This is a genomic window from Algoriphagus sp. SE2, from assembly GCF_039563885.1.
Classification (GTDB): domain Bacteria; phylum Bacteroidota; class Bacteroidia; order Cytophagales; family Cyclobacteriaceae; genus Algoriphagus.
The window spans coordinates 324,375-345,844 of record NZ_JBCLWJ010000001.1 but is presented as its reverse complement, the minus strand read 5'-3'; the positions used below and the strand labels follow the sequence as shown (position 1 = coordinate 345,844).

At 36.5% G+C, this 21,470-nt stretch carries 22 protein-coding genes; 12 read left to right on the top strand and 10 right to left on the bottom strand.

Translation table 11 applies throughout. From position 1 onward, the window contains the following. Positions 1-10: 10 nt before the first annotated feature. Together AAGF08_RS01435 and AAGF08_RS01430 are read right to left on the bottom strand one after the other, a co-directional pair. Positions 11-3,250 (bottom strand): TonB-dependent receptor, encoded by a 3,240-nt coding sequence (locus AAGF08_RS01435; RefSeq protein ID WP_343509117.1) that lies wholly within the window; start codon positions 3,248-3,250, stop codon positions 11-13. 341 nt (positions 3,251-3,591) lie between these two features. Beyond that, positions 3,592-4,476: a metallophosphoesterase gene (locus AAGF08_RS01430; protein ID WP_343509116.1), complete on the bottom strand. Its 885-nt coding sequence runs from the start codon at positions 4,474-4,476 to the stop codon at positions 3,592-3,594. Positions 4,477-4,663: 187 nt separating this feature from the next. Here AAGF08_RS01430 and AAGF08_RS01425 point away from each other — a divergent pair, with 187 nt between their 5' ends. Further along, positions 4,664-5,248, top strand: coding sequence for a TetR family transcriptional regulator (locus AAGF08_RS01425; protein ID WP_343509115.1), 585 nt, complete (start codon positions 4,664-4,666; stop codon positions 5,246-5,248). A gap of 9 nt (positions 5,249-5,257) precedes the next feature. Here the strand turns inward: AAGF08_RS01425 and AAGF08_RS01420 are convergent, their stop codons facing one another. From AAGF08_RS01420 to AAGF08_RS01405, 4 genes are all read right to left on the bottom strand, one after another. Continuing rightward, entirely contained in the window at positions 5,258-5,812 is a 555-nt protein-coding gene (locus AAGF08_RS01420; RefSeq protein WP_343509114.1) for a hypothetical protein, read from the bottom strand. Between the two features lie 106 nt (positions 5,813-5,918). After that, on the bottom strand, positions 5,919-6,422 hold the full coding sequence (locus AAGF08_RS01415) for a hypothetical protein (protein ID WP_343509113.1): 504 nt from the start codon (positions 6,420-6,422) through the stop codon (positions 5,919-5,921). Positions 6,423-6,464: 42 nt separating this feature from the next. Beyond that, positions 6,465-6,746 carry a transcriptional regulator gene (locus tag AAGF08_RS01410; RefSeq protein ID WP_343509112.1) on the bottom strand — a complete coding sequence of 94 codons (282 nt, stop codon included), beginning with the start codon at positions 6,744-6,746 and terminating at the stop codon, positions 6,465-6,467. Then, complete coding sequence (locus AAGF08_RS01405; protein ID WP_343509111.1) at positions 6,739-7,314, bottom strand: hypothetical protein; 576 nt, start codon at positions 7,312-7,314, stop codon at positions 6,739-6,741. Before AAGF08_RS01405 ends, AAGF08_RS01410 begins: the two co-directional genes overlap by 8 nt. Before the next feature lie 133 nt (positions 7,315-7,447). Between AAGF08_RS01405 and AAGF08_RS01400 the strand changes: the two genes are divergently transcribed. The 5 genes from AAGF08_RS01400 to AAGF08_RS01380 all read left to right on the top strand — a co-directional run bounded on the left by AAGF08_RS01400 (position 7,448) and on the right by AAGF08_RS01380 (position 9,538). Then, positions 7,448-7,900 carry a DUF1569 domain-containing protein gene (locus AAGF08_RS01400; protein WP_343509110.1) on the top strand — a complete coding sequence of 151 codons (453 nt, stop codon included), beginning with the start codon at positions 7,448-7,450 and terminating at the stop codon, positions 7,898-7,900. Then, the gene (locus AAGF08_RS01395) at positions 7,897-8,268 is read left to right on the top strand and encodes a glyoxalase (RefSeq protein ID WP_343509109.1); all 372 of its coding nucleotides are present in this window, start codon (positions 7,897-7,899) and stop codon (positions 8,266-8,268) included. The genes AAGF08_RS01400 and AAGF08_RS01395 overlap by 4 nt, the downstream gene beginning before the upstream one ends. 85 nt (positions 8,269-8,353) lie before the next feature. Continuing rightward, on the top strand, positions 8,354-8,713 hold the full coding sequence (locus AAGF08_RS01390) for an energy transducer TonB (RefSeq protein WP_343509108.1): 360 nt from the start codon (positions 8,354-8,356) through the stop codon (positions 8,711-8,713). A gap of 12 nt (positions 8,714-8,725) precedes the next feature. Continuing rightward, positions 8,726-8,962 (top strand): hypothetical protein, encoded by a 237-nt coding sequence (locus AAGF08_RS01385; protein ID WP_343509107.1) that lies wholly within the window; start codon positions 8,726-8,728, stop codon positions 8,960-8,962. 114 nt (positions 8,963-9,076) lie between these two features. Further along, the gene (locus AAGF08_RS01380) at positions 9,077-9,538 is read left to right on the top strand and encodes a copper resistance protein NlpE (RefSeq protein WP_343509106.1); all 462 of its coding nucleotides are present in this window, start codon (positions 9,077-9,079) and stop codon (positions 9,536-9,538) included. Here the strand turns inward: AAGF08_RS01380 and AAGF08_RS01375 are convergent, their stop codons facing one another. Further along, positions 9,539-10,471, bottom strand: coding sequence for a LysR substrate-binding domain-containing protein (locus tag AAGF08_RS01375; RefSeq protein WP_343509105.1), 933 nt, complete (start codon positions 10,469-10,471; stop codon positions 9,539-9,541). A gap of 178 nt (positions 10,472-10,649) precedes the next feature. Between AAGF08_RS01375 and AAGF08_RS01370 the strand changes: the two genes are divergently transcribed. Genes AAGF08_RS01370 through AAGF08_RS01355 form a run of 4 tightly spaced genes read left to right on the top strand, consistent with a single transcriptional unit; the run spans position 10,650 to position 14,121 of the window. Next, a complete protein-coding gene (locus AAGF08_RS01370) occupies positions 10,650-11,957 on the top strand; it encodes a Gfo/Idh/MocA family oxidoreductase (RefSeq protein ID WP_343509104.1) in 1,308 nt (435 codons plus the stop codon). Positions 11,958-11,985: 28 nt separating this feature from the next. Continuing rightward, entirely contained in the window at positions 11,986-13,203 is a 1,218-nt protein-coding gene (locus tag AAGF08_RS01365; protein ID WP_343509103.1) for a redoxin domain-containing protein, read from the top strand. A 58-nt stretch (positions 13,204-13,261) separates the two neighbouring features. Further along, positions 13,262-13,702, top strand: coding sequence for a MarR family transcriptional regulator (locus tag AAGF08_RS01360; RefSeq protein WP_343509102.1), 441 nt, complete (start codon positions 13,262-13,264; stop codon positions 13,700-13,702). Next, positions 13,699-14,121: an Ohr family peroxiredoxin gene (locus AAGF08_RS01355; RefSeq protein WP_343509101.1), complete on the top strand. Its 423-nt coding sequence runs from the start codon at positions 13,699-13,701 to the stop codon at positions 14,119-14,121. The genes AAGF08_RS01360 and AAGF08_RS01355 overlap by 4 nt, the downstream gene beginning before the upstream one ends. 105 nt (positions 14,122-14,226) lie before the next feature. Here AAGF08_RS01355 and AAGF08_RS01350 read toward each other — a convergent pair whose 3' ends face one another. The 3 genes from AAGF08_RS01350 to AAGF08_RS01340 form a co-directional block, all read right to left on the bottom strand. Next, positions 14,227-15,546, bottom strand: coding sequence for a BamA/TamA family outer membrane protein (locus tag AAGF08_RS01350; protein ID WP_343509100.1), 1,320 nt, complete (start codon positions 15,544-15,546; stop codon positions 14,227-14,229). Between the two features lie 10 nt (positions 15,547-15,556). Continuing rightward, positions 15,557-16,720 (bottom strand): BamA/TamA family outer membrane protein, encoded by a 1,164-nt coding sequence (locus tag AAGF08_RS01345; protein ID WP_343509099.1) that lies wholly within the window; start codon positions 16,718-16,720, stop codon positions 15,557-15,559. Positions 16,721-16,894: 174 nt separating this feature from the next. Beyond that, positions 16,895-17,872: an NADPH:quinone oxidoreductase family protein gene (locus tag AAGF08_RS01340; protein ID WP_343509098.1), complete on the bottom strand. Its 978-nt coding sequence runs from the start codon at positions 17,870-17,872 to the stop codon at positions 16,895-16,897. A gap of 104 nt (positions 17,873-17,976) precedes the next feature. On the opposite strand from AAGF08_RS01340, the gene AAGF08_RS01335 reads away from it, so the two are divergent. Further along, positions 17,977-19,365, top strand: a complete 1,389-nt coding sequence (locus AAGF08_RS01335) for a dipeptidase (RefSeq protein WP_343509097.1) — start codon at positions 17,977-17,979, stop codon at positions 19,363-19,365. 54 nt (positions 19,366-19,419) lie between these two features. Then, positions 19,420-21,459, top strand: coding sequence for a cytochrome c biogenesis protein CcdA (locus tag AAGF08_RS01330; RefSeq protein WP_343509096.1), 2,040 nt, complete (start codon positions 19,420-19,422; stop codon positions 21,457-21,459). The last annotated feature ends 11 nt before the right edge of the window (positions 21,460-21,470 follow it).

Here is a 21,470-nt window from a genome sequence, read left to right as displayed (position 1 = left end):
CATTTCTTAATTACAGATCTATGTTAACTCCAAAAGCAAATTTCCTTTGGAAAGGATAAGCAAAAGCACCTCTTGCACTAGAGTTAATTGCCTCAGGATCTACAAAAGTGTTGATAGAAGAAAACTCAAATACATTTTCACCTGTAACATAAAGTCTTACTCTATTCACATTTAATTTGTCAAGAAGAGGTTGTGGTAAAGTATAGCCCAACGTGATGTTTTTAAGTCTTAAATAGGCACCACTCAATAAATATTTGGTCTGTGGAATATCAAGACCTGAACCGTAGTTATTATCAGCCAACCATGACTGAAGCACTGGGTATTCAGAATCAAGGTTTTGGTCGGCAAGACCTGCATCAATATAAGACTGAGAATGCTGAGCCATTAAATCAGCACCATCTGCCTGCCCTCTATAGAAGTCAAGGTTCCATGGATAAACATTTCCATAAGGTTGTTGATATGGGCCCCAGAATAAATAGTATTGAGGATAATAATCTCTTTGACCAACTCCCTGCATGAAGATTGATAAATCAAATCCACTCCAGCTCACATCAATATTAGCACCGTATCTGTATCTAGGTGTAGCGTTTCCGATGAGCTTGAGATCTTTTGGGTCGTCAGAAGTCTGTCCTCTTTCTATTTTCCCATCGTTATCCAGGTCAACATATTTAGGCCATCCTGGAACAATGTCTAAGGCTCCCCATGGAATAATACTTGTTTGATCGAGATTGGCGATTTCATCCTCATTTTCAAAAAGTCCATCATTTTGCAATCCCCAAATTTCACCTACTTCCTGACCTACTCTCCAATTGGAGAAGAGATTTTGTTCATTTTGGAATTTCGTAATTGTTGATCGGGAATCAGACAAGATCATCTTCACACCAAATTGTACTGGATTAGAAGTACTTCCTACCTGATCTCTATAGCCTATTGAAAGGTCAAAACCTTTTGTTCTTAAATCAGCAGCATTTTGCTTTGGAGGGGCTGTACCCAACACGCCTGGAAGTTCAACCGGATCAGTTAACATCCCTTTTGTATCTCGGATGAAATAATCAAAAGTACCGGTGATTCTATCTCCAAACATTCCAAAGTCAATACCAACATTTGTTGATACTACTTTTTCCCAAGTATAGAAATTTGGATCAACTGCCAAAGAAGGCGCGGAACTAATGATGGTTCTCTTGCTTCCGTCTATTAAATAACTTGATAGATTGGTAGGCAGGGCTTGGATGTATCCAAAGTTGGCTACATTTTGATTACCCAAGCTACCATAGGATGCTCTTAATTTAAAGGTCGATACTACACTAGTTAAAGGTTGGAAGAAATCTTCATCCATCATTAACCAAGAACCGGATACTGATGGGAAGAAGCCAAATCTGTTATCACTAGGGAATCTTGAAGATCCATCATAACGGCCATTTACTTCAAGAATATACTTTTCATTAAAGGTATAATTAATTCTACCGAACAAACTTCTTAAAGCGTAAGCGCTATAAGATGGCGTGATAAATGAGTCACCCGTGGTCAAACCTATATAAGGAAGAGAAGATGAAATCAAAACTCTTCTTTCTGCTTGTATAGTCGAGTAATCATAATTCTCTTGGTTGTAACCTGCTAAAATATTGAAATTATGCTTTCCAAGCGTTTTTGAATACTTAGCATAGAAGTCCAAAATTGTAGTATTTAAAGACCCGTTTCTTTCGATTACAGAGCCATCTCCACCTTCAGTTCTGATATCTTCAGGCCCAAAACCAATGTTATACTTTTTCCTATCCCAATGATATTTCCATTGTTCTCTTTTAAAACTTGCAGTACCATTGAAACTTAAATCACCATCAAGAAAAGTAGCCGTAGCACCTAAAATATTTTGGAAACCAAACATGTTTTCTTGGTTCTCACCTCCATCTACTAATCGTGCAGCTAATCGACCTGTTTCGGTATTTGCCCAAGTTCCATCTGGATTTACTGCAACATCAATTGGTCTCAAATTGTAGACACTTGTAATATTATTGGTCGGGTCTTCCCTTTCTGTTTGGTAAATATTTAGGTTGTTATCAATGTTTAACCATTTCAGTGGTTTAGCGGTGACACGAGCCCTCAGGGAGTATCTGTTCCAATAATCATCTGCCAGTTTATTTAGACCATTTTCCTTGGTATAATCTCCGGAGACATAATACCCAAGTGGCATTTTTCCCCCACTATTTCCACTTATTGCTAAACTATGGTTTGTAGAAAAGCTGGATTTGTTAAAAAAGTAATCGTACCAATCATAATTCCCCATATATGCCCATCGATTGGGATTATTAGGGTCAATTCTTGTGTCTTCTATGGAAGGATTTTCAGATCTTTCTTTTGCCCATTGATAGTGTGCGTCTGAATAATTTACGTAATCCCAAGGTGTATTATTGGTCGATGTTTCCAATACTCTTGAGTGAATATATGGGTCTGTAACAGGTTCTGGTAATACAGATGGCCTTCCCCAGGCAAAGTAATTGTTGTATGTAATCCTTTGGGTTCCCTCAACACCTTTCTTGGTCGTAATTAGAATTACACCAAAAGCGGCTCTAGCTCCATAAATTGCCGCTGAAGCAGCATCACGTAAAACAGAATAAGATTCAATGTCTGCTGGGTTTAATCGAAGTAAATCACTGTTATTTCCAGCAATTCCATCTATTACAATTAAAGGACCACCACCATTGATCGAGGTAAAACCACGTATATTGATGTCTGGAATTGAACCAGGTCTACCACCTTGATAAGTGATATTCAATCCTGGGCTCATTCCTTGGAGACCTTGCATTACATTTGCAATAGGTCGGTCTGCAATATCTTCTCCAGCCAATTGATCTACTGCACCAGTAACATTCACCTTCTTCTGCGTACCATAACCAACCACGACTACCTGTTCCAGTAAGGTATCTTCTTCTTCAAAAGTGAGGTCAATTATACTTTTACCGCTTACTGGTTGTTCAACTGTTTTGTATCCGATGAACGAAAAAACCAAAATAGCATCGTCACTAGAAACACCAATTACATATGATCCATCAAGATCCGTAATGGTACCATTTTGAGTTCCTTTTTCCAATATAGATACTCCAGGAATACCGAGACCCTCCTTGTCGGTAATTGTTCCTCTTATCTGGGTTTGAGCAAATGCCTCAAAAGAGACTGTCAGGATCACTAAAACCAGAAGTCCCAAACCCCTTTTAAAGATGCTTGGGTTAAACTTTCTGTGTAAAATTTGTTCCATTTCTTATAAATTAATTTAAAATATCTCCAGAATTCTATGACAAAAACAGGCCTCCATTGACCAAATTAAAAATCAAAATTTATTGAATATTCATTCAATATTAAATACTGTTTTTCACAATTCAAAACAATTAAAATTGAATTAAATGGATAGTAATAAAAATTTAATACTGAAATGCATAATTTAATATTAATTCAATGATGCATTAATACAAAGTTATTTTTGATTTTTTCAATTAAAAATTTGCTTATACGAGGGTACATTTTTGTGGAGTTCGATTTTATTGGAAATAAAAAAACGCCAAATATTGGTGGTCCCTGAATGTTTTTTTATCGAAAATTTTAAACAAGAGGAAAATATTCATTCTCAACACTTCCATCTTCATATAATTGCAAAATAGCATATCCCGGTGGTGTTTCTAAATAATATTGCTTTCCAGCAGACTCTTCATCTCCTTCTCCCCACCAAAACCCACTTAGAGATCCATTGCAAAAATAATGGACATCATTATACCAAGTCCTGTCCAATAGATGTTGATGACCACTTAAACATACACGAACCTTATCTCGATGTTTATAAAAATGCTTTTTCAACTCCTTATGATCTTTGTGTTGTCCTCCCACCAAAGCATTGGTTATAGATGTGATGGGAAAATGTGACATGATCAAAGTAGGAGTATTCAAAGGAATGTTTTCCAAATCATTTATTAACCATTGCATTTGTTCTTCACCTAAACTGATCCCTTCATGGTTTCCGTCTAAAATGATAAAATGCCAATTTTTTTCATTGAAACTATAATATGGAGATGGCATACCTAGTCTTTTTACAACATAGGGCTTTCCATACATAGGGTTTTTCTCTTTATCGGGAACATCCCACCAAGGATCATGATTACCGATGCAACTATAGACTTTTGATTCAGAAATTTGGTTTCGAAATAGGTCCCAAACCTCCCACTGTTCCAAAACCCGGTTTTTTGACACATCATCATAAGAAGCATCGTGAATGCTATCGCCCCCATTAAGATAGAAATCTGGCTGATGTGCTTTTACCTTTGTCAACCAATCGATAGCCCTTTTAGGAATCTCTTCCTCGGGTCTGATGTGTACATCTGTTATATGAGCTATCTTTAAGGTTGGCTTCTTGTTAGAAGCCAATACATTATCAGGAATTGCTACTGCTGCAGATGCTAAAGTGGTTTTGGCTAAAAACTTTCTTCTATTCATAAGCTTAAGGAGTATTTAATCATGTTGTTTCCAAACAAATATTGAACAAGCAAAATAGATTCTTTTTAGTCTCGAATAAAAAAAATATATTGAACGATCATTCAATATTATATATTGTTATTCTTAAATATAAAGCAAATCCTATAATTAAAAGGCGTATTTGACAAAACTATAATGTTTTATTAACATGACTACGAAGATTTCCATTGATAGAAAAAAGGAAATAATTGAAGGTTTTTATGAACTTGCTAAAGAAAATGGATTGGAAAATACATCAATAGCAAAGATTGGAAAACACCTGGGAATGCCTCCCAGTTTAATCATGCATTATTTCCCGACAAAGGAAATTCTGATTTCTCATTTAATCTCCTTTATTCTCGAAAGATTATTAAAAATATACACTCCTATTATTAAAGAGCTAAGAGTTCAAAACTACACTGACCCACATACTTTTGTGGATCGAATGTTTTCAAGAGATTGGAATCTTTTGATTGATGATGGTGTATTCTATAGCTGCTTTAGTTTGATTTTCAGAAATGATAGAATTAAAAAAGAGTATAGAAACCTTCATTTGAAACTACGTGAAAATTTAAAGGAAATCCTTGATCAAGATGAAAAGTTAAAACTGAAAAATACAGCCCTTCTTTCAGAACAGATTTTTGTGGTCGTAGAAGGAGCCTATTATTATTTATCAATGATTGATGATGAGGAACTTTATGAGGAAAAGGTAATAATCTTCAAAAATCAAGTTTATGATCTGTTAAAAAGCTAGGAACCTTTTCTACAATTTTTTAGCTATCCCTATTCCTATACCTGTCACGTTATAGGCATTTGATCTTAAATCCTGAGTTAAAGAACCCAGAACTTCCCAGCCATTTCGGATTTCCACTCCATATTCTATTGCAATTCGAGTAACAAAATATGTTTCTCCCCCTCCGACAAATTCCCCTCCAAAACCTAAACCAAAAGACCAGTGCTCTCCGGGTTTTAAGGTTCCCATTAGAACAGGAGCAATAGGTCTTTCCCGCTCAATCAGAGTTCCTTCAGATTCTGATTCAATGAAAAAAATTTCATTTAGGAAGTCTGTGTGAAGGCCCAAAGCAAATTTTCCGCTAATCCAATAATTGTAATCCAAAGCAAAAGATGGTACAACTGTAAACTGTTTTTCCCCTTCTGCATTTCGGCCTTGCCCTATTTTGGCATGTCCCAGAATAAAGGCTAAACTGTGCTTACCTTCTTCCATTTCTATTCCATCCTCTACTTCTTCTTGGGCTATAACCGGAATAGACAGAAAACTGACTACGGTAAAACATAAACCGAAGTAAAAATTTCTCATGGCTTCAAGATTAAAATGTTTTACAATTTAGTTCGATAGCTAATAAAAAAAAAGCAAGGGAAAACCCTTGCTTAAAACTGTAAGAAGTTCGAAAAATGACCATTAATTACTTTTTATCCAAAGTCATCTCGAAGAACTGGTACCAATTTTCTCCAACATGAGCTTCTCCTATTTCAAACCACTGACCCCTTTCATTGATTCGGGTCACATATCGGACATTTTCTGTGGGATACCAATATAGTACATCTTCAATTAGCTCTGCTTTAAACGTCCCATGCTGATTACTTTGGAGGAAAGAATCAAAATTGTATGCCCCATTTCCTTCCGCCATAGTAATAACTGCGAGGGCATTGTGAACGATTTGGCCTTCTGAAGTACCAATTCCCTCAATTAAGATTCCTGTTCCATTGATTTTCAATTGGACCGTTTCATTTTGCTCAAAATTCATTTTCTCCCTGCTCTGATTTAGCATCCATCCACTTCCACACCATTCCCCAAGCAGAAAATCCAATTTTTTAACTTCATTACGAGCCTCAAGATTGAGATCATAATTTTGAGCGTTTACCATCAATGGCAAACAAAACATCCACAGAAAGATTGTATTTTTCATTTGTAAACTGGTTTATTTTATAAACTAATGTTAGAAATTTTTTTACTTGATATAATTCTTAAGGTTTTCAACATAATCCTCAAACGCTTTTACTCCTTTTGGCTGGATCTGGCAAGTTGTCAAAGGTCTTTTCCCTTTAAAGGATTTTTCGATTTTTATATATCCGGCCTTCTCAAGCTTATCCAGCTGCACACTTAAATTGCCTGCGGTGGACTCTGTTTTTTCTTTTAAGAATGTAAACTCTGCCTCTTCTACACTTAGCAAAAGAGACATAATCGCCAATCTTAATTGGGAATGAAGAAGTGGGTCTAAAGGCTTAAACACGCTCACGATAATTTCTTTTCAAATAATAACCGGGCACAAGATATCCTAAAACTATGGCAATCCCAGACACTAAATACTGTTCTGTTACCGGCATTGTAAATGCAATAATTGCAGCCACTGCCAAAATTATTCCACCAATCTTCACTATTCCAACTCGGATTAATGTTCCAGTGGAAAACATACCCAAAGCTGCTAAAATCAAAATAACTGGGCTTTGATTGTATTGCAGGGCAGGCATAAATGCCAAAACAATGATAATTCCTACAAAAATTGCCATCCATAATTGATTTATTACCAAGTCTAGATGTGTTTTTACCCTCGCATTTTTAGATTTTCTAATTCCATAAATAATGCTGATAAGCGTAGCAGGAATTACCAATAACCACACGATGTAAGGTTGGGAAAAACTCATTTTTTCTAATGCGTAATGACCCAAATTGCAAAGTGAAATTACCCACCCCCAAAGTAAAACTTGAAAACTACCATCTCCGGCAGCTTCTCTTTTCGCCTTTCCGATCATCTCTGTGATGATGGCAAGAGATTCATTTGTGCTTAATTCTTTTTCCATTGATTTTGCTTTTTAGACTATAATGATACAAACATAAATAAGTTTATATTATAAACCAATTTATTTTTAATTATTATTCTACAGACTTTCGATTTTAGGAAAACTATATAATTTGGAATAAACAAAGCGAACTATGAAAAATATTTTTGACCCAGAAGTCCATGAGGAATTGATCAATAGAATCAACAAACTTACCCCTGATACAAAAGCTCAATGGGGAAAGATGACTGTAGATCAAATGCTTGCCCATTGCTGCGTGGCCTATGAAATGGCCTATACCAACAAACATCCCAAGCCAAATGCATTCTTAAGATTTCTTCTTAAAACGTTTGTGAAAAATGGAGTGGTCAATGAGAAGCCTTATCCAAAAAACTCAAGAACGGCTCCACAATTCATCATTTCCGATAGAAAGGATTTTGAAGATGAGAAAAACAGATTAATCTCCTACATCCAAAAGACCTTTGATTATGGACCTAATTACTTTGATGGAAAAGAATCGATTTCTTTCGGTCCAATGACTACTCAGGAATGGAACAATCAATTTTATAAACATTTGGATCATCATTTGACCCAATTTGGCGTATGATACATCCTGCTAAATCTATTCGAACTTTTATTGGAGCTAAAAACTTTCAGGAAAGCACAAAATTTTACGAAACGCTTGGCTTCACAGTAAAGCCATTAAGCAAAGGGTTTTCTCTCGTCACTGTCAAAGAAAATATCTGTTTCTATTTACAAGATTATTATTCTAAAGAATGGTGTGAAAATTCTATGATCTTCCTTGAAGTGGAAAATTTAGAATCCTATTGGGAGGCGATGAAAATACTCGGACTTCCTGATAAATTCAAAGGTGTAAAACTAAGTACTATAAAAAAAGAAGATTGGGGAAGTGAGTTTTTTTTACATGATCCTGCAGGTGTTTTATGGCATTTTGGAGTTTTCAACAAATCTTGAACAACTCATTTTTTAACTAACTTTTATTTTTTTATACAACTCATAATCAATAGTTTAGTAGAACTAATACTAAACCAATAACAAGATGAAAAAATTAAGCCTATTTCTTCTCCTTCTATTCTTTATAGGTTTTGGAGTATTCGCTCAAACTACAAAAGGGCCAAGACAAATGAATATGATGTTTTCAAAAAACGTCAAATACCCCACTGAAGCAAGGCTTCAAGATAAAACCGGATTCGTAACCTTATCTATTTCTATTGACGAAAAAGGCTACCCTATCGGTGAACCGAAAGTATATTCTGGAGTGCCAGAATTATCTGAAGAAGTATTAATGAGCTATGAAATCGTAAAGGAATCTTGGGCCCCTTCATATTTAGATGGAAAGAAAGTAGGAGAAGATTACTTGATGTCTTTTGAATTCATTTTAAGCAAGGGAGAAGAGTAAATCAAGAACCCAATGACAAAATATAAAACACAAGAGAAAGTAGATCATCTTTCTGCGTTAGATAAAGCCATTGAAGACAATCCATATTCATCACAATTGTACAAAAAGAGAGCAGATTATTATGCCATGATTAACGAAATGTGGCTTTCGAAATTAGACTACAGCCAAAGTGAGTTTTTGAAAAAAAATGAAATCACAAATGTTGTAATTGTGGGTTATGGTTCCACCAATCAACCTAAGGCATTATAAAAATTGGAATTGACCTATTCTATGGAGAACTTAAAATAAGTTCTCTTTTTTTATGGGAAAAGCTTTTTTGGTCGTTTTGGTTGTAAGACTAACTTTGTTCAAAATCTTAGTAAAATGAAGTATTTAAAGTTTCTGCTAATAGCGTCCTTTCTTTTTTCATGTAAGCAAGAACAAGCTGTAAAAGTTGAGGAGACTACCCCAGTTGAACAAAACCCGATAAACGAAGAAGGACTTCCAATTGGAGACAACTCCAAGACTTCTTTGGATTGGAATGGTACTTATTCCGGAATAGTTCCTTGTGCAGATTGTGAGGGAATTGAAACTACCCTGACTCTAAACGATGATTTAACTTATACAATAGTCACCAATTACTTGGGAAGAAATGATGCTTTGGAGGAAACGTTCAATGGCAATTTTAGATGGGATGACACGGGATCAAAAGTAATTCTTGAAGGAGTAAAATACGCTCCCAACCAGTTTAAAGTTGGAGAAAACCGGATCTGGCAACTTGATAAAAATGGCGAAATGATTACCGGAGATTTAGCAGATCATTATGTTTTGACCAAAAAACCTTAATTACTTAAATCGAATAATTTTACCGTGAGCCTTTGAAGTCATCTCCTTTGGAATAGAATCGGTAATTTCATTATATAGTAACTCCACCAATTTTTGTTTTAAATAACTCCTATTTAAAATAATACTAACCTCCCTTGTTGGAGGCACCCCTGCGAAAGGTCTAATCCTGGACTTTTCTTCCTCTGAAAGATCAACAGTAGCCAACTCAGGAAGTAAAGTCACACCTTTATACTTATTTACCATATTTTTCAATCCTTCCAGCGATCCACTTTCATAATGAAAATTACTTGGCCCACTCATGGTCTGATCGCAGAGATTAATTACCTGATCCCGAAAACAATGACCTTGCCGAAGAATCCATAGATCTTCTTGTTTTACCATTTCGGGTTCAAATAGATTTTCTTTAAGTAAGGGATGATCTTTAGATAGATAGGCGTAAAACTTTTCATAAAACATCGGCTTTTCTACGATACCATTTTCAAGAAGCGGAGTAACAGCAATTCCAAGGTCTAATTCATCATTTTTTAGCTTTCTGATTATCTCTTCCGTTACCATTTCCTGTACCTCCATTTTTACTTTAGGATACTTCTCCAGAAAGTTTCTAATAAATAAATGAAGCAAGTAAGGCGCTAACGTTGGAATTATACCAAGTTTAATTACACCTGAAATGTCACCTTTCAGGTTGGCAACTAATTCCAAAATTCCTTTACTTTCGGAAACAACTTTTTTTGCCTGAGAGATAATTTGAACCCCAATTTCAGTTGGAATGACTGGCATTTTGCTTCGATCAAAAAGAATAACTCCAAGATCTCTTTCCAACTTACTTAATTGAGCACTTAAGGTAGGCTGCGTCACAAAACAACTTTCAGCGGCATGTCCAAAATGTCGATGTTTGTCTACTGCGATTAAATATTCAAGTTGTTGGATTGTCATAGAATAGGCTTAGGTATTATAAAGTAAAATTTTTTTACAATAGTTTCTTTTCAAAGTAAAGTAGAACTTATGACCTCTGATCAAATTCCATCTAGAAAATTTCTCTATCCTTCAGAAAAACAGTAATTTATTTCCACTTTATGTTATTTAACAATTATGAACCCTAAAAATAACTCCGATGAGTAAATCCTCTTTTTCCAGAAGAAAATTTCTGGGTACTTCCCTGCTTAGCACGATTGGACTCAGCAGCCTTCCTGCTTTTTCATACGCAAATTCAAGTTTTGCTTTTAAACCTGAATCGGGTAAAGTAAGACTTGGCTTTATAGGAGTTGGCAGACAAGCCATGGGACTACTCAATAATATGATGAAAAACCCAGCTGTCGATGTTATTGCAGGAGCAGATGTGTATGAAATCAAACTTCAGAGGTTTAAGGAACGAGTAGCTAAAAATTATAATGAACAAAATCGCGAAGCAAAAGAAGTAACCCTTTACTCTGATTACAAAAAGCTATTGGAAAATCCAGATGTAGATGCTGTGGTAATAGCTACGCCAGATCATTGGCATGCAATGATGGCCATAGATGCTTGCCATGCCGGTAAAGATATCTATCTGGAAAAACCCCTAACCTTTACTATCAAAGAAGGTCAGGAATTAGTAAAAGCAGTTCGTGCAAATAGCATTGTGTTGGCCGTAGGAAGTATGCAGCGATCTGGAGCAAATTTCCAGCATGCCGTTCGAATGGTCCAAAAAGGAAATCTTGGTAAAATCTCAGAAGTACTTGTAAATGTAGGAACCCCTCCACACCCTAAACCATATGATTTGCCTAAACAGGAAATCCCTGAAGGATTAGATTGGAAAACCTGGACAGGTCCACTCCCGGATATCCCTTACAATGAGGAATTAAATCCACCGATTAGTTTGAACCCTGAACAAAATGAAAAAATGTGGGGAGCTTGGAGATGGTATGAAGAAACCGGAGGTGGATTGATGACAGATTGGGGAGCACATATGATCGATATCGCCCAGTGGGGAATTGGCATGGATCGAAATGGTCCCGTAGAAATAATCCCAGGAACAGATTCAAGCCCATTAACCTATTTCTATCCAAACGGAATTAAAATTCATATTACCCCATTTGACGAGGGAAGACAAGGAGTGAAATTCTTTGGAGAAAATGGGTGGATTAAAGTATCCAGAGGTCAGTACGATACGAATGTTCCCAGTTGTGAAAGAACGTTTTCAAGAGAAGAAACTGGTTTTGGAGCACATCATATAGATTTTATAGATTCCGTTTTGAAGAGAAAGGATCCTGTCGTTCCAGTAGAAATTGGACATAGTACCTGTACTGCCTGTACTTTAGGTAATATCGCCCACAAGTTAGGTAGGCCTTTGAAATGGGATCCGGTTACTCAGGAATTTATAGATGATTATGAAGCAAATACCCATAAACATTATGTCTATCAGCATGGCTATAAATTAGGCTGATTTTGAAATTTTCATAAAATTCATTTAGATGAAATCAAAGCTAAAAATCATCCTGTTCGCTGAAATTTTATTGCTTTTGGCATTTCTATTTTCCAGGTGTTCGACCAAATCAACGGAAGAAAGTGCAGTTTCTGAAGCAGGTAATATAGAATCCAGTTTTGTGGCTGATCCACAATATATAAATGAACAACCAATCTCAAAATTGCTTATTGGAGATAAAGCCCCTGATTTCAATTTGCCGGGAATTGATGGAGAATTTCATAAGCTTTCGGACTACGCAGACTCTGATGTCTTGGTAATTAATTTTACTTGCAACCATTGTCCTACCGCACAAGCTTATGAAGATCGGTTTATTCAAGCAGTGAAGGATTATAAAGGAAAAAGTGTGGCTTTTGTGGCCATTTCTGCAAATAGCCCTATTGGCATTCTTCCTGAAGAGCTTGGTTATACCGACCTGAGTGACACTTATGAAGAAATGAAAATTCGAGCCAAAGACAAAGCTTATAATTTTCCATACTTATATGATGGAGACAAACATGAGTTTTCATTAGCATATGGTCCAGTGGCTACGCCCCATGTATTTGTTTTTGATAAAGAGAGGAAACTCGCTTATTCTGGAAGAATTGATTCCTCAGAAAAGCCGGGTACTGCTAATGCTGAAGATTTGAGGTATGCTATAGATTTAACCTTAGAGGGAAAGCCTCTTCCTTCGGATAGAGAACAAACCCCTTCCTTTGGCTGCTCAATGAAGTGGGCTTGGAAAAATGAATATGCAATTAAGACGAATAAAGCCTGGAAAGAAAAAGAGGTTACTTTAGAAAAACTATCTCCGTCAGGACTTGCTGAACTCTTAATAAATGACACTGACGAATTGTTACTTGTAAATTTCTGGGCCACCTGGTGCGGGCCATGTATTATAGAGTATCCAGAATTTGTGACGATACAAAGAATGTATGGAGAACGTGATTTTCAATTTGTTTCGGTAAGTATGGATAGCCCTGACCAATTTGACAAAGCCTTGAAATTCCTTAAAGGAAAAGCATCTGCAGTACCAAATTACCTCATGGATACAGAAGATAAATATGAAGTAATAAAAGTGGTTGGAGAAAATTGGGATGGTAGTTTACCAATCAGTCTTTTAATTGAACCAGGTGGAAAAATTGCATATCATGTTCCCGGTACTATCGATGCCTTAGCTTTGAAAAAAGAGATCGTTGATCACCCAATGATTGGTAGATATTATTGAATCAAATTTTGAATCAATTTTTATACAGTTAAATTGTATAAAATTTAAAATCTCCTTCATGTTTTCTCTACATCAACTTTCCCTGGACCTCTACAGTTCTTCGAGGTTACTTATTCAACTTATTCAAAGCATATTAAAAGAACATAACCTGACATATCCTCAATATTTAACGATGAAAGTACTTTGGGAGGAGGATGGTATTCTGGTGAAGGAGATCGGCGAGAGACTTCATCTGGATTCCGGCACTCTAACACCTCTTATCAAAAAACTGGAGCGTGTCAATTATGTGAAAAGGCATAGAGGGGATTCGGATGAACGAACCGTTCATGTTGAATTGACTTATCCCGGAAAATCACTTGAATCTAAAGTGAAACAGTCGCTTTTACCCTTGGAAGAAAAACTAAATGAAGTTACAAATTTAGATTTGGCAGAATTAAACCATTCCCTACAAAACTTGTTAGAAAGTTTTAATTCATTGAAAAACTCAAGCCAAACATGAAAAAATTAAATGTTGATTACACAGCAGTAGCAATTAATACCGGTGGAAGAAAAGGACACGTAAAATCTGAGGATGGTTTATTGGATTTTGATGTTGCCATGCCTAAAGAAATTGGAGGGGAAGGGGGAAAGACTAACCCGGAGCAATTATTAGCTGCTGCTTATTCTACCTGTTTTGGAGGTGCTTTAGCTTCCGTCGCTGGAAAAGTAAGTTTGAGAGATTCAGAGATTACCGCCAAAGTTCATTTAGGAAGTTTTGGTCCTGAAGATTATGGAATTGCAGCAGATATTTATGTAAAAATTCCTCATGCAAGTTCTTTGGAGGAAGCACAAAAGCTAGCAGAAGCAGCACATGAAATTTGTTTAATCTCTAAAGCAACCAAAGGAAGTATGGAAGTAAATGTCCATGTCATAGAGTAGGGTTCATGAATCATTTTATCTTAATAAATAGATTAAACGACTCTATTCTTAAATATTCAATTCTTTGTTTTTTTAAATCCTTAGTTTCAAGCGTTAGAAAGCCGATTAGAAATATTCGTTAAGATTAAAATAAATCGCCCCTTTTCCATCTGCGCCTATCCCATAATCTAAAGTCACATTGGAGCGAGTGGCTTTTTGAAACATAAATCTTAACCCTACTCCTGCACCCCCTTTTACGGTCTGAAAGAGTTTCAAATCTTGGTCTAAAGAAGAGGCTGAGGTAGTATTAGCAAAAACAACTCCTCCCAAAAAATCGGGGTTTTTATTTAATAGAGGAATCCGAAACCTATATTCTACTTCACTATAAAAAAGGTTCTCTCCTCGAAATCTTCCTTGAGGATATGCTCGCCCCGACCTTCCCAATTGATCCCAACCTAAAGCCGGTAATCCCATATAAGGTAATTTCCCGAAGGGGGTAATATTTGCAAATGCCCAAAAAGCAATGGTATTCCTTTCCACTTTTTGGGAAACATTCCAATATTGGCGGTATTCTAACCACCATGAATGGGTACTTTTTTCGCTACCCAGCCAGCCAGGAAGAAATCGGTATTGCAAAAAGGCATACCTACCTTTAAATGGGAAATTCACATTATCTCGTGTATCCAATATTGCATTCAGGCTTGGTCCTGAAATGGTATATTCTTCCAAGTCAAATTCATGAAGGGTATTATAAGCAAAATGGTTGGTAATCCTTGGAGGATCACTTTCCAGATCCAACAAATTATCTTGTATGTTGGAGTACCTATCCAAATGATAACCCAGCCCAGCATAAAGGCTATTCTTGATTCTTTTTAAAGCAATTTGATGAAAGCGTATAAGATTGAATTCCATCAGTTCGGCCAAATCTACTCCGTCTTTGTAATCTCCCAATTCAAAACCATCTTGCATTTCTGTGACTAATATTTCGCTTTGTATACCTGTTCCAAGGCCATAAGTGGGCTGGGAAGAATCCAAAAACCTCCAATCTCCCAGAAGAATCCAATTATTATGGTTGGAATAAATTGTTGTCTTCAAGCTCAAAATCAATTGTTTTTTGGAAGAATAAGTCGCGTTCAAAAACCCTGAAGAAAGTTTCGTGTCCTTGGAATCTCCAATTAGGATATTACTAGAAGCAGCCACCCCATAAATAAATCCAAAAGCTGGGTTATAAGAAAGAGCTGGCAAAGGAATTAAATAAAGTTTATTAGGCTTAACCTCAGCTTTGGTAGAATCCTTTTTAAAAAGCTGTCTTGCTACAGAGTTCGATACTGGTCCTAGGAAAAGGGCTTGAAAGGTCAGACAAGCTATGAAAAAATATTTTTTTAATTTAGGTATTGAATATCCAATTCTTTCTAGAGTTTCCTTTATTCCATTGCCTTTCCTCATACTGGTACTATTATAAAGAGGTTCCAAAAACAATATAAAACGCAAAATCTCCAGCACTTCCCCAGGCAAAATCGACCCCAGAATGTAGGCCAAAGGCACTAGCAATCTTATACCTTATTCCCGTTCCTCCACTATAAGCCCAATCAAAAGAATTGAAATTGTCAAATGAATCCAACGCCTTTCCACCTCCCACAAAGCCTAGGACAGACCATCTCCTGTAGACCTCATATCTCCATTCTGATTCTACTACTAGGGTATTGTCGCTTTGGTACCGCATTGCTGGAATCCCGCGTAATTGAATAAAGGGATAAGCATACAAAGGAGCATCTCCCAGTAAGAACTTTCCATCAAACCTCCATGAAGAATACAATTTGTTCGAAATCGGAAAATACCCTTTGAAATAGGTGTTCAAAGCATAATAAGTGTCATCTGCACCCAACCATTCAGCATTGTAAGAAAGGGATCCTCCTGTATCAAAACCTTTTGTAGGGGTAAAAATATTATCTCGATTGTCCCAATTGATTTTCGGTTGAATAGTACTAATCGTTGATGTTCCTTTTAGCCTATTGAGAATAAGGTTGATCAAGGGTCTTCCCGGTATGGTATCCAAACTCACATCAGCTCTAAAATAAGTATAGTTTAATCCTACAAAAAAATTAGAATCTCTTAGTCTAACTTTTACTCCTTGATGAGCTACCCATGAATCTAGGTTTATGGTAACTGGATTATTGCTCAAAAACTCATTATTGTTTCCAAAGTATTTGATAAAAACATCTGGTTTTGCGACTGCTGTGGTAGTTATCACACGATTGTCCCCAAATATATGCCGATGAAAAGCTCCCCCCAGCCATGTTTTATTCTGGGTATATAGGCCAACAACACCTGATATATTTGGAGAGATATTGTCTCCACCTTTACCCTTATGGGGATGGAAATACAATAAAGCGGCACCCCCCCCATAGCCAAGAGCAGGTTCCGTAATGATGATTGGAATTGGAAAAATTCCTTTAGGCGAGATTAAGAATTCACTCACATCTAAAGCTCCATCTTCAGGATCTCGTAAACTTATCTTTTTTGATTTTTCTGGCAAGGTATCTGTCTGCCCCATTGTTTCCAATGGAATAATTCCTATTACAAACAATGCAATAAAAAAGATACAACTTGTTTTTATCACTATTTTTCTCTCAAAAATGAATAGAGACTAATAAACTAAATAATTTATTATTATTCTCATAATTGAAAAAATTCTTGTTTATATATCAAAAAAATGGCTCATAATATAATTTAAGTTTTATTATAAAAATGGCGTATTTAAAGTAATCTCTGCTAACCAGTGTTGCTGGCTACTTTACTTCATTATTACAACTCCTTTATTGTTTTTTTTTCGGTCAGACAATGCTGCTATTGCTTGAGGAGCTTGCTCCATTTTATATTCCTTTATCTTTGGACCTTGAATTTTTCCTTCCAAAATCCATTCAATCAACTGATTCAGATTTTTTAAGTTCAGGTCTTTTTCCAACTTGGAGAAACGTCCCCAAAAAACACCGACAATTTCACAACCTTTTAGCAAAGGGAGATTCATTGGAATTTTAGGAATTTCACCATTTGAAAATCCAACGATCAAGTATCTCCCTTTCCAAGCTATTCCACGCAAAGCATGATCTGTGTATTTTCCGCCAACAGGATCAAAAACAACATCTACACCCCCATTGTTGGTAAGCTGTTTAATTTTCAATTTCAAATCCTCTTGTTCATAATTAATTATTTCATCTGCCCCACGATCTTTACATAAGTTCAGTTTTTCTTCTGAGGAAGCAGCAGCTATCACCTTGGCACCCATAATCTTTCCGAGCTCCACAGCAGCCAAACCAACACCTCCTGCTGCACCCAGTACCAATAAAGTTTCACCTTCTTTTAACTTTGCCCGATCTTTCAAAGCATGAAACGAAGTTCCATAATTATATAAAGTGGCTGAAGCCAGCGATAAGGGCAAACCCTCGTTAAGCTTAAAAACACGTGTTTTTTCTACTGCTACTTGTTCCGCTAATCCTCCCCAACCACAAAGAGCTAAAACAGAATCTCCTAATTGAAAATTATCCACGTTTTCACCTAAGCGGATTACTTTTCCGATTATTTCACCACCTGGAGAAAAAGGAAATTCTGGCTTGAATTGATACTTATTTTGAATAATTAAAATATCAGGAAAATTTATTCCACATGCCTCCACTTTAATAAGTATCTCATCCTTATTCGGTACAGGGTCTGGCAATTCACCAAACTTAAGATTTTTAGGAGAACCAAACTCCTCACAAATAATAGCTTTCATTTGAAATTTTAATGGAAACCTTTGGTGGAAATATGGGTTTAAAGTAGGCATTTCCTTACGAAAAGGATAATTTTGAGCCTTTCAAAACCCAATTACATATTTCTATGGCTGTAAACGATTATATCAAAACTAATAAAGATCGCTTCCTGAATGAACTGCTAGACTTGCTTAGAATTCCTTCAGTCAGCGCAGATCCAAAGTTCAAGAAAGATGTTTTTGCCGCTGCAGAATTTGTAAAAGAAAGCTTGATAAAAGCAGGTGCTGATTCTGCTGAAATTTGCCAAACAAAAGGCTATCCGATTGTTTATGGTGAGAAAATTATAAACCCCGACTTTCCTACTGTATTGGTATATGGACATTACGATGTTCAGCCTGCAGACCCTTACGAATTGTGGGATTCTCCTCCTTTTGAACCTGTCATAAAAAAAACTGATGAACATCCACAAGGAGCCATCTTCGCGAGAGGCTCTGCAGATGATAAAGGCCAGTTTTACATGCATGTAAAAGCCTTTGAGGCAATGATGGCATCTAATGACTTACCATGTAATGTGAAGTTTATGATAGAAGGTGAAGAGGAAGTTGGCTCTGACAATTTGGACAAATTCGTCATAGAAAATAAAAAAAAGCTAAAAGCGGATGTAATTCTGATTTCGGACACACATATGATTAGCATGAAAGACCCTTCCATTACCGTAGGGCTTCGTGGCATGGCATATATGGAAGTGGAAGTGACTGGAGCGAATCGAGATTTGCATTCCGGAACTTATGGAGGAGCTGTTGCAAATCCAATTAATATACTTTGTGAGATGATCGCTTCTATGAAAGATGAAAATGATCATATCACTATTCCTGGGTTTTATGATAAAGTCGCAGAATTGACTTCAGAACAAAGAGACAGGCTTAATGAAGCTCCCTTTGACCTGAGTGAATACAAGAAGAAATTGAAAATTGCGGATGTCCAGGGAGAAAAAGGATATACAACCATTGAAAGAGTGGGTATCAGACCAACTTTGGATGTGAATGGGATCTGGGGAGGTTATATTGGTGAAGGAGCGAAAACTGTATTACCATCCAAGGCTTCTGCAAAGATCTCCATGCGTCTAGTTCCAGACCAAGATTGGCATGAAATCTCTCAGCTTTTTGAAAAATATTTCAAATCTATCGCTCCGGATTCAGTTACAGTAAAAGTAAAAGCACATCACGGAGGAGCTCCCGCAGTTGTTTCTGATAGTTCGATAGGGTATCAAGCGGCAGAAAAAGCTATGGAAGAAACTTTTGGAAAAAGACCTATTCCAACAAGAGAAGGGGGTTCAATTCCTATAGTTGCTCTATTTCAAAAAGAACTGGAAACAGACCCAATCCTTTTTGGTTTCGGTCTGGATACAGATGCACTTCACTCTCCAAATGAACATTATGGAGTAGCCAATTATTTCATTGGAATAGAAACTATTGCTGCTTTCTTTAAGCATTTCAGGTCCTTGAGCGGGAATTAAATCAGGAACTAATTTCCTTCCAATTTCCTTTCGATTACAATTATTCTTGAATCCATGAAAATCTCTAGGTTTCTGCAGGTTACTGTTGTATTTATTTTATTTCTGAGTTTTAATTCTTTTGTTGAAGCACAAATCATTTCGCCTCCAACATGGACTATTACTTTAGAGCCAGAGAAAACAGTTATTGGTGAAGAATCAACTCTTGTTTTTGAAGCAGAAATTCCAATTGGATGGTATGTTTATTCCAATGACTTTGATCCGGATTTAGGGCCTAATCTGACAGTCCTTAAGTTAGATGAGTCATCAGATTATTCTGTATCTGGTCCCTTAATGCCTATAAATCCCAAGAAAAAGTTTGACGAAATCTGGGAAGGAGATGTGACCTACTTTATGGGTAAAGGTAGATTTGAACAAAAAATTCTTATCAATTCACCCAGAGGCCAAATCAAAGGTTTGTTAGAATATCAGATGTGTTCAGACGTCACTGGACAGTGCATTAATTACGAAGAAGATTTCGAATTATCATTCAATTCAGAATCCAATAACAATACCGCTTCAAGTGAAATTAAAGAAAATGAACAAAGCGGAGCTGAAAGCCCATTTGAAGAGGTGGACGCAAGGCCTAAAGACGAACCCAAAACCTATACTTTGGAATCTTCCACAATCAATGAATCATTATTCGGGTTTATGGTTTTGGCCTTTCTAGCTGGGCTGGCAGCATTACTCACTCCATGTGTTTTCCCCATGATACCCATGACCGTAAGTTTTTTCACCGGACGGTCTTCATCTAAGGCATCAGGAATAAAACAGGCATTTATTTATGGTTTTTCAATAATTGCCATTTATACCGTCGCCGGTACTGCTGTCGCTGCGATTCAAGGTCCTGAATTTGCAAATTGGCTTGCAACGCATTGGCTTCCAAACCTTTTCTTCTTTGGTATTTTCATATTTTTCGCACTTGCTTTTCTTGGATTATTTGAAATAAATCTTCCATCAAATTTTGTAAATAAAATAGATGCTAAAGCTGAAAAAGGAGGGTTAACTGGTGTTTTCTTTATGGCGTTTACATTAGTCTTGGTATCATTTTCATGTACTGGCCCCATAGTCGGCTCCATTTTGATATCTTCTGCAGGAGGAGAATTGATAAAACCAATTATGGGAATGTTTGCCTTCTCTTTGGCATTTGCAATCCCATTCACATTATTTGCCATATTTCCTGAATGGATGAAACGGCTTCCTAAATCTGGCGGTTGGTTGAATTCAATAAAAGTTGTTTTAGGCTTTTTAGAACTTGCTTTGGCATTTAAATTCCTTTCCATAGCAGATTTGGTATATCATTGGGGAATTTTGGACCGGGATATTTTCTTAATTATCTGGATCGTAATATTTGCTGCATTGGGATTATATCTCCTTGGGAAAATAAAATTACCTCACGATTCACCCATTGACTTCATTGGAGTTCCGAGATTACTTTTAGCTCTGGTGACTTTTATGTTTGTGGTCTATATGATTCCAGGCCTATGGGGAGCTCCACTCAAATACCTCAGCGGTTATTTACCTCCCCTGACCACGCAGCAATTCAAAATCGGAGAGGCATCTTCTAATTCAGAAGAGGAAAGATCTCCGGTTAAATACGGTGATTTACTTGAAATTCCTTTCGGAATTCAGGGCTACTTTGATTACGAAGAAGCTTTGGCTGCAGCCAAGGCACAAGGCAAACCACTTTTGATTGACTTTACGGGTCATGGATGCGTTAACTGTCGTAAAATGGAAGAGAATGTCTGGGCAGATCCTCAGGTCTTGACACGCCTAAAAAATGACTTTGTTATGGTAGCACTCTATATCGATGAGAGATTAGAACTTCCCGAGAGCAAATGGTATACTTCAGATTACGATGGAAAAGTAAAGAAGACGTTGGGAAAACAAAATGCAGATTTTCAAATCACCAAGTTCAATAACAACGCCCAACCCTATTATGTGATTTTGGATCATAAGGAAAACCTTCTGGCAACACCAAAAGGTTATGACACAGATATCCAAAATTTTGTGGAATTTTTAGATGGAGCAAAAGCTGAGTTTAAAAACAGGAATTGAAAAACCAAAAT

Excerpts from the sequence above, each read along its gene's own strand:
- AAGF08_RS01355 (WP_343509101.1), top strand. The coding sequence starts at position 13,699 with ATGAAAAAATTAAATGTTGATTACACAGCAGTAGCAATTAATACCGGT.
- AAGF08_RS01350 (WP_343509100.1), bottom strand. The coding sequence starts at position 15,546 with ATGAGGAAAGGCAATGGAATAAAGGAAACTCTAGAAAGAATTGGATAT.
- AAGF08_RS01420 (WP_343509114.1), bottom strand. The coding sequence starts at position 5,812 with ATGAGAAATTTTTACTTCGGTTTATGTTTTACCGTAGTCAGTTTTCTG.
- AAGF08_RS01370 (WP_343509104.1), top strand. The coding sequence starts at position 10,650 with ATGAGTAAATCCTCTTTTTCCAGAAGAAAATTTCTGGGTACTTCCCTG.
- AAGF08_RS01415 (WP_343509113.1), bottom strand. The coding sequence starts at position 6,422 with ATGAAAAATACAATCTTTCTGTGGATGTTTTGTTTGCCATTGATGGTA.
- AAGF08_RS01375 (WP_343509105.1), bottom strand. The coding sequence starts at position 10,471 with ATGACAATCCAACAACTTGAATATTTAATCGCAGTAGACAAACATCGA.
- AAGF08_RS01360 (WP_343509102.1), top strand. The coding sequence starts at position 13,262 with ATGTTTTCTCTACATCAACTTTCCCTGGACCTCTACAGTTCTTCGAGG.
- AAGF08_RS01430 (WP_343509116.1), bottom strand. The coding sequence starts at position 4,476 with ATGAATAGAAGAAAGTTTTTAGCCAAAACCACTTTAGCATCTGCAGCA.
- AAGF08_RS01390 (WP_343509108.1), top strand. The coding sequence starts at position 8,354 with ATGAAAAAATTAAGCCTATTTCTTCTCCTTCTATTCTTTATAGGTTTT.
- AAGF08_RS01335 (WP_343509097.1), top strand. The coding sequence starts at position 17,977 with ATGGCTGTAAACGATTATATCAAAACTAATAAAGATCGCTTCCTGAAT.
- AAGF08_RS01365 (WP_343509103.1), top strand. The coding sequence starts at position 11,986 with ATGAAATCAAAGCTAAAAATCATCCTGTTCGCTGAAATTTTATTGCTT.
- AAGF08_RS01400 (WP_343509110.1), top strand. The coding sequence starts at position 7,448 with ATGAAAAATATTTTTGACCCAGAAGTCCATGAGGAATTGATCAATAGA.
- AAGF08_RS01380 (WP_343509106.1), top strand. The coding sequence starts at position 9,077 with ATGAAGTATTTAAAGTTTCTGCTAATAGCGTCCTTTCTTTTTTCATGT.
- AAGF08_RS01395 (WP_343509109.1), top strand. The coding sequence starts at position 7,897 with ATGATACATCCTGCTAAATCTATTCGAACTTTTATTGGAGCTAAAAAC.
- AAGF08_RS01405 (WP_343509111.1), bottom strand. The coding sequence starts at position 7,314 with ATGGAAAAAGAATTAAGCACAAATGAATCTCTTGCCATCATCACAGAG.
- AAGF08_RS01385 (WP_343509107.1), top strand. The coding sequence starts at position 8,726 with ATGACAAAATATAAAACACAAGAGAAAGTAGATCATCTTTCTGCGTTA.
- AAGF08_RS01330 (WP_343509096.1), top strand. The coding sequence starts at position 19,420 with ATGAAAATCTCTAGGTTTCTGCAGGTTACTGTTGTATTTATTTTATTT.
- AAGF08_RS01425 (WP_343509115.1), top strand. The coding sequence starts at position 4,664 with ATGACTACGAAGATTTCCATTGATAGAAAAAAGGAAATAATTGAAGGT.
- AAGF08_RS01340 (WP_343509098.1), bottom strand. The coding sequence starts at position 17,872 with ATGAAAGCTATTATTTGTGAGGAGTTTGGTTCTCCTAAAAATCTTAAG.
- AAGF08_RS01435 (WP_343509117.1), bottom strand. The coding sequence starts at position 3,250 with ATGGAACAAATTTTACACAGAAAGTTTAACCCAAGCATCTTTAAAAGG.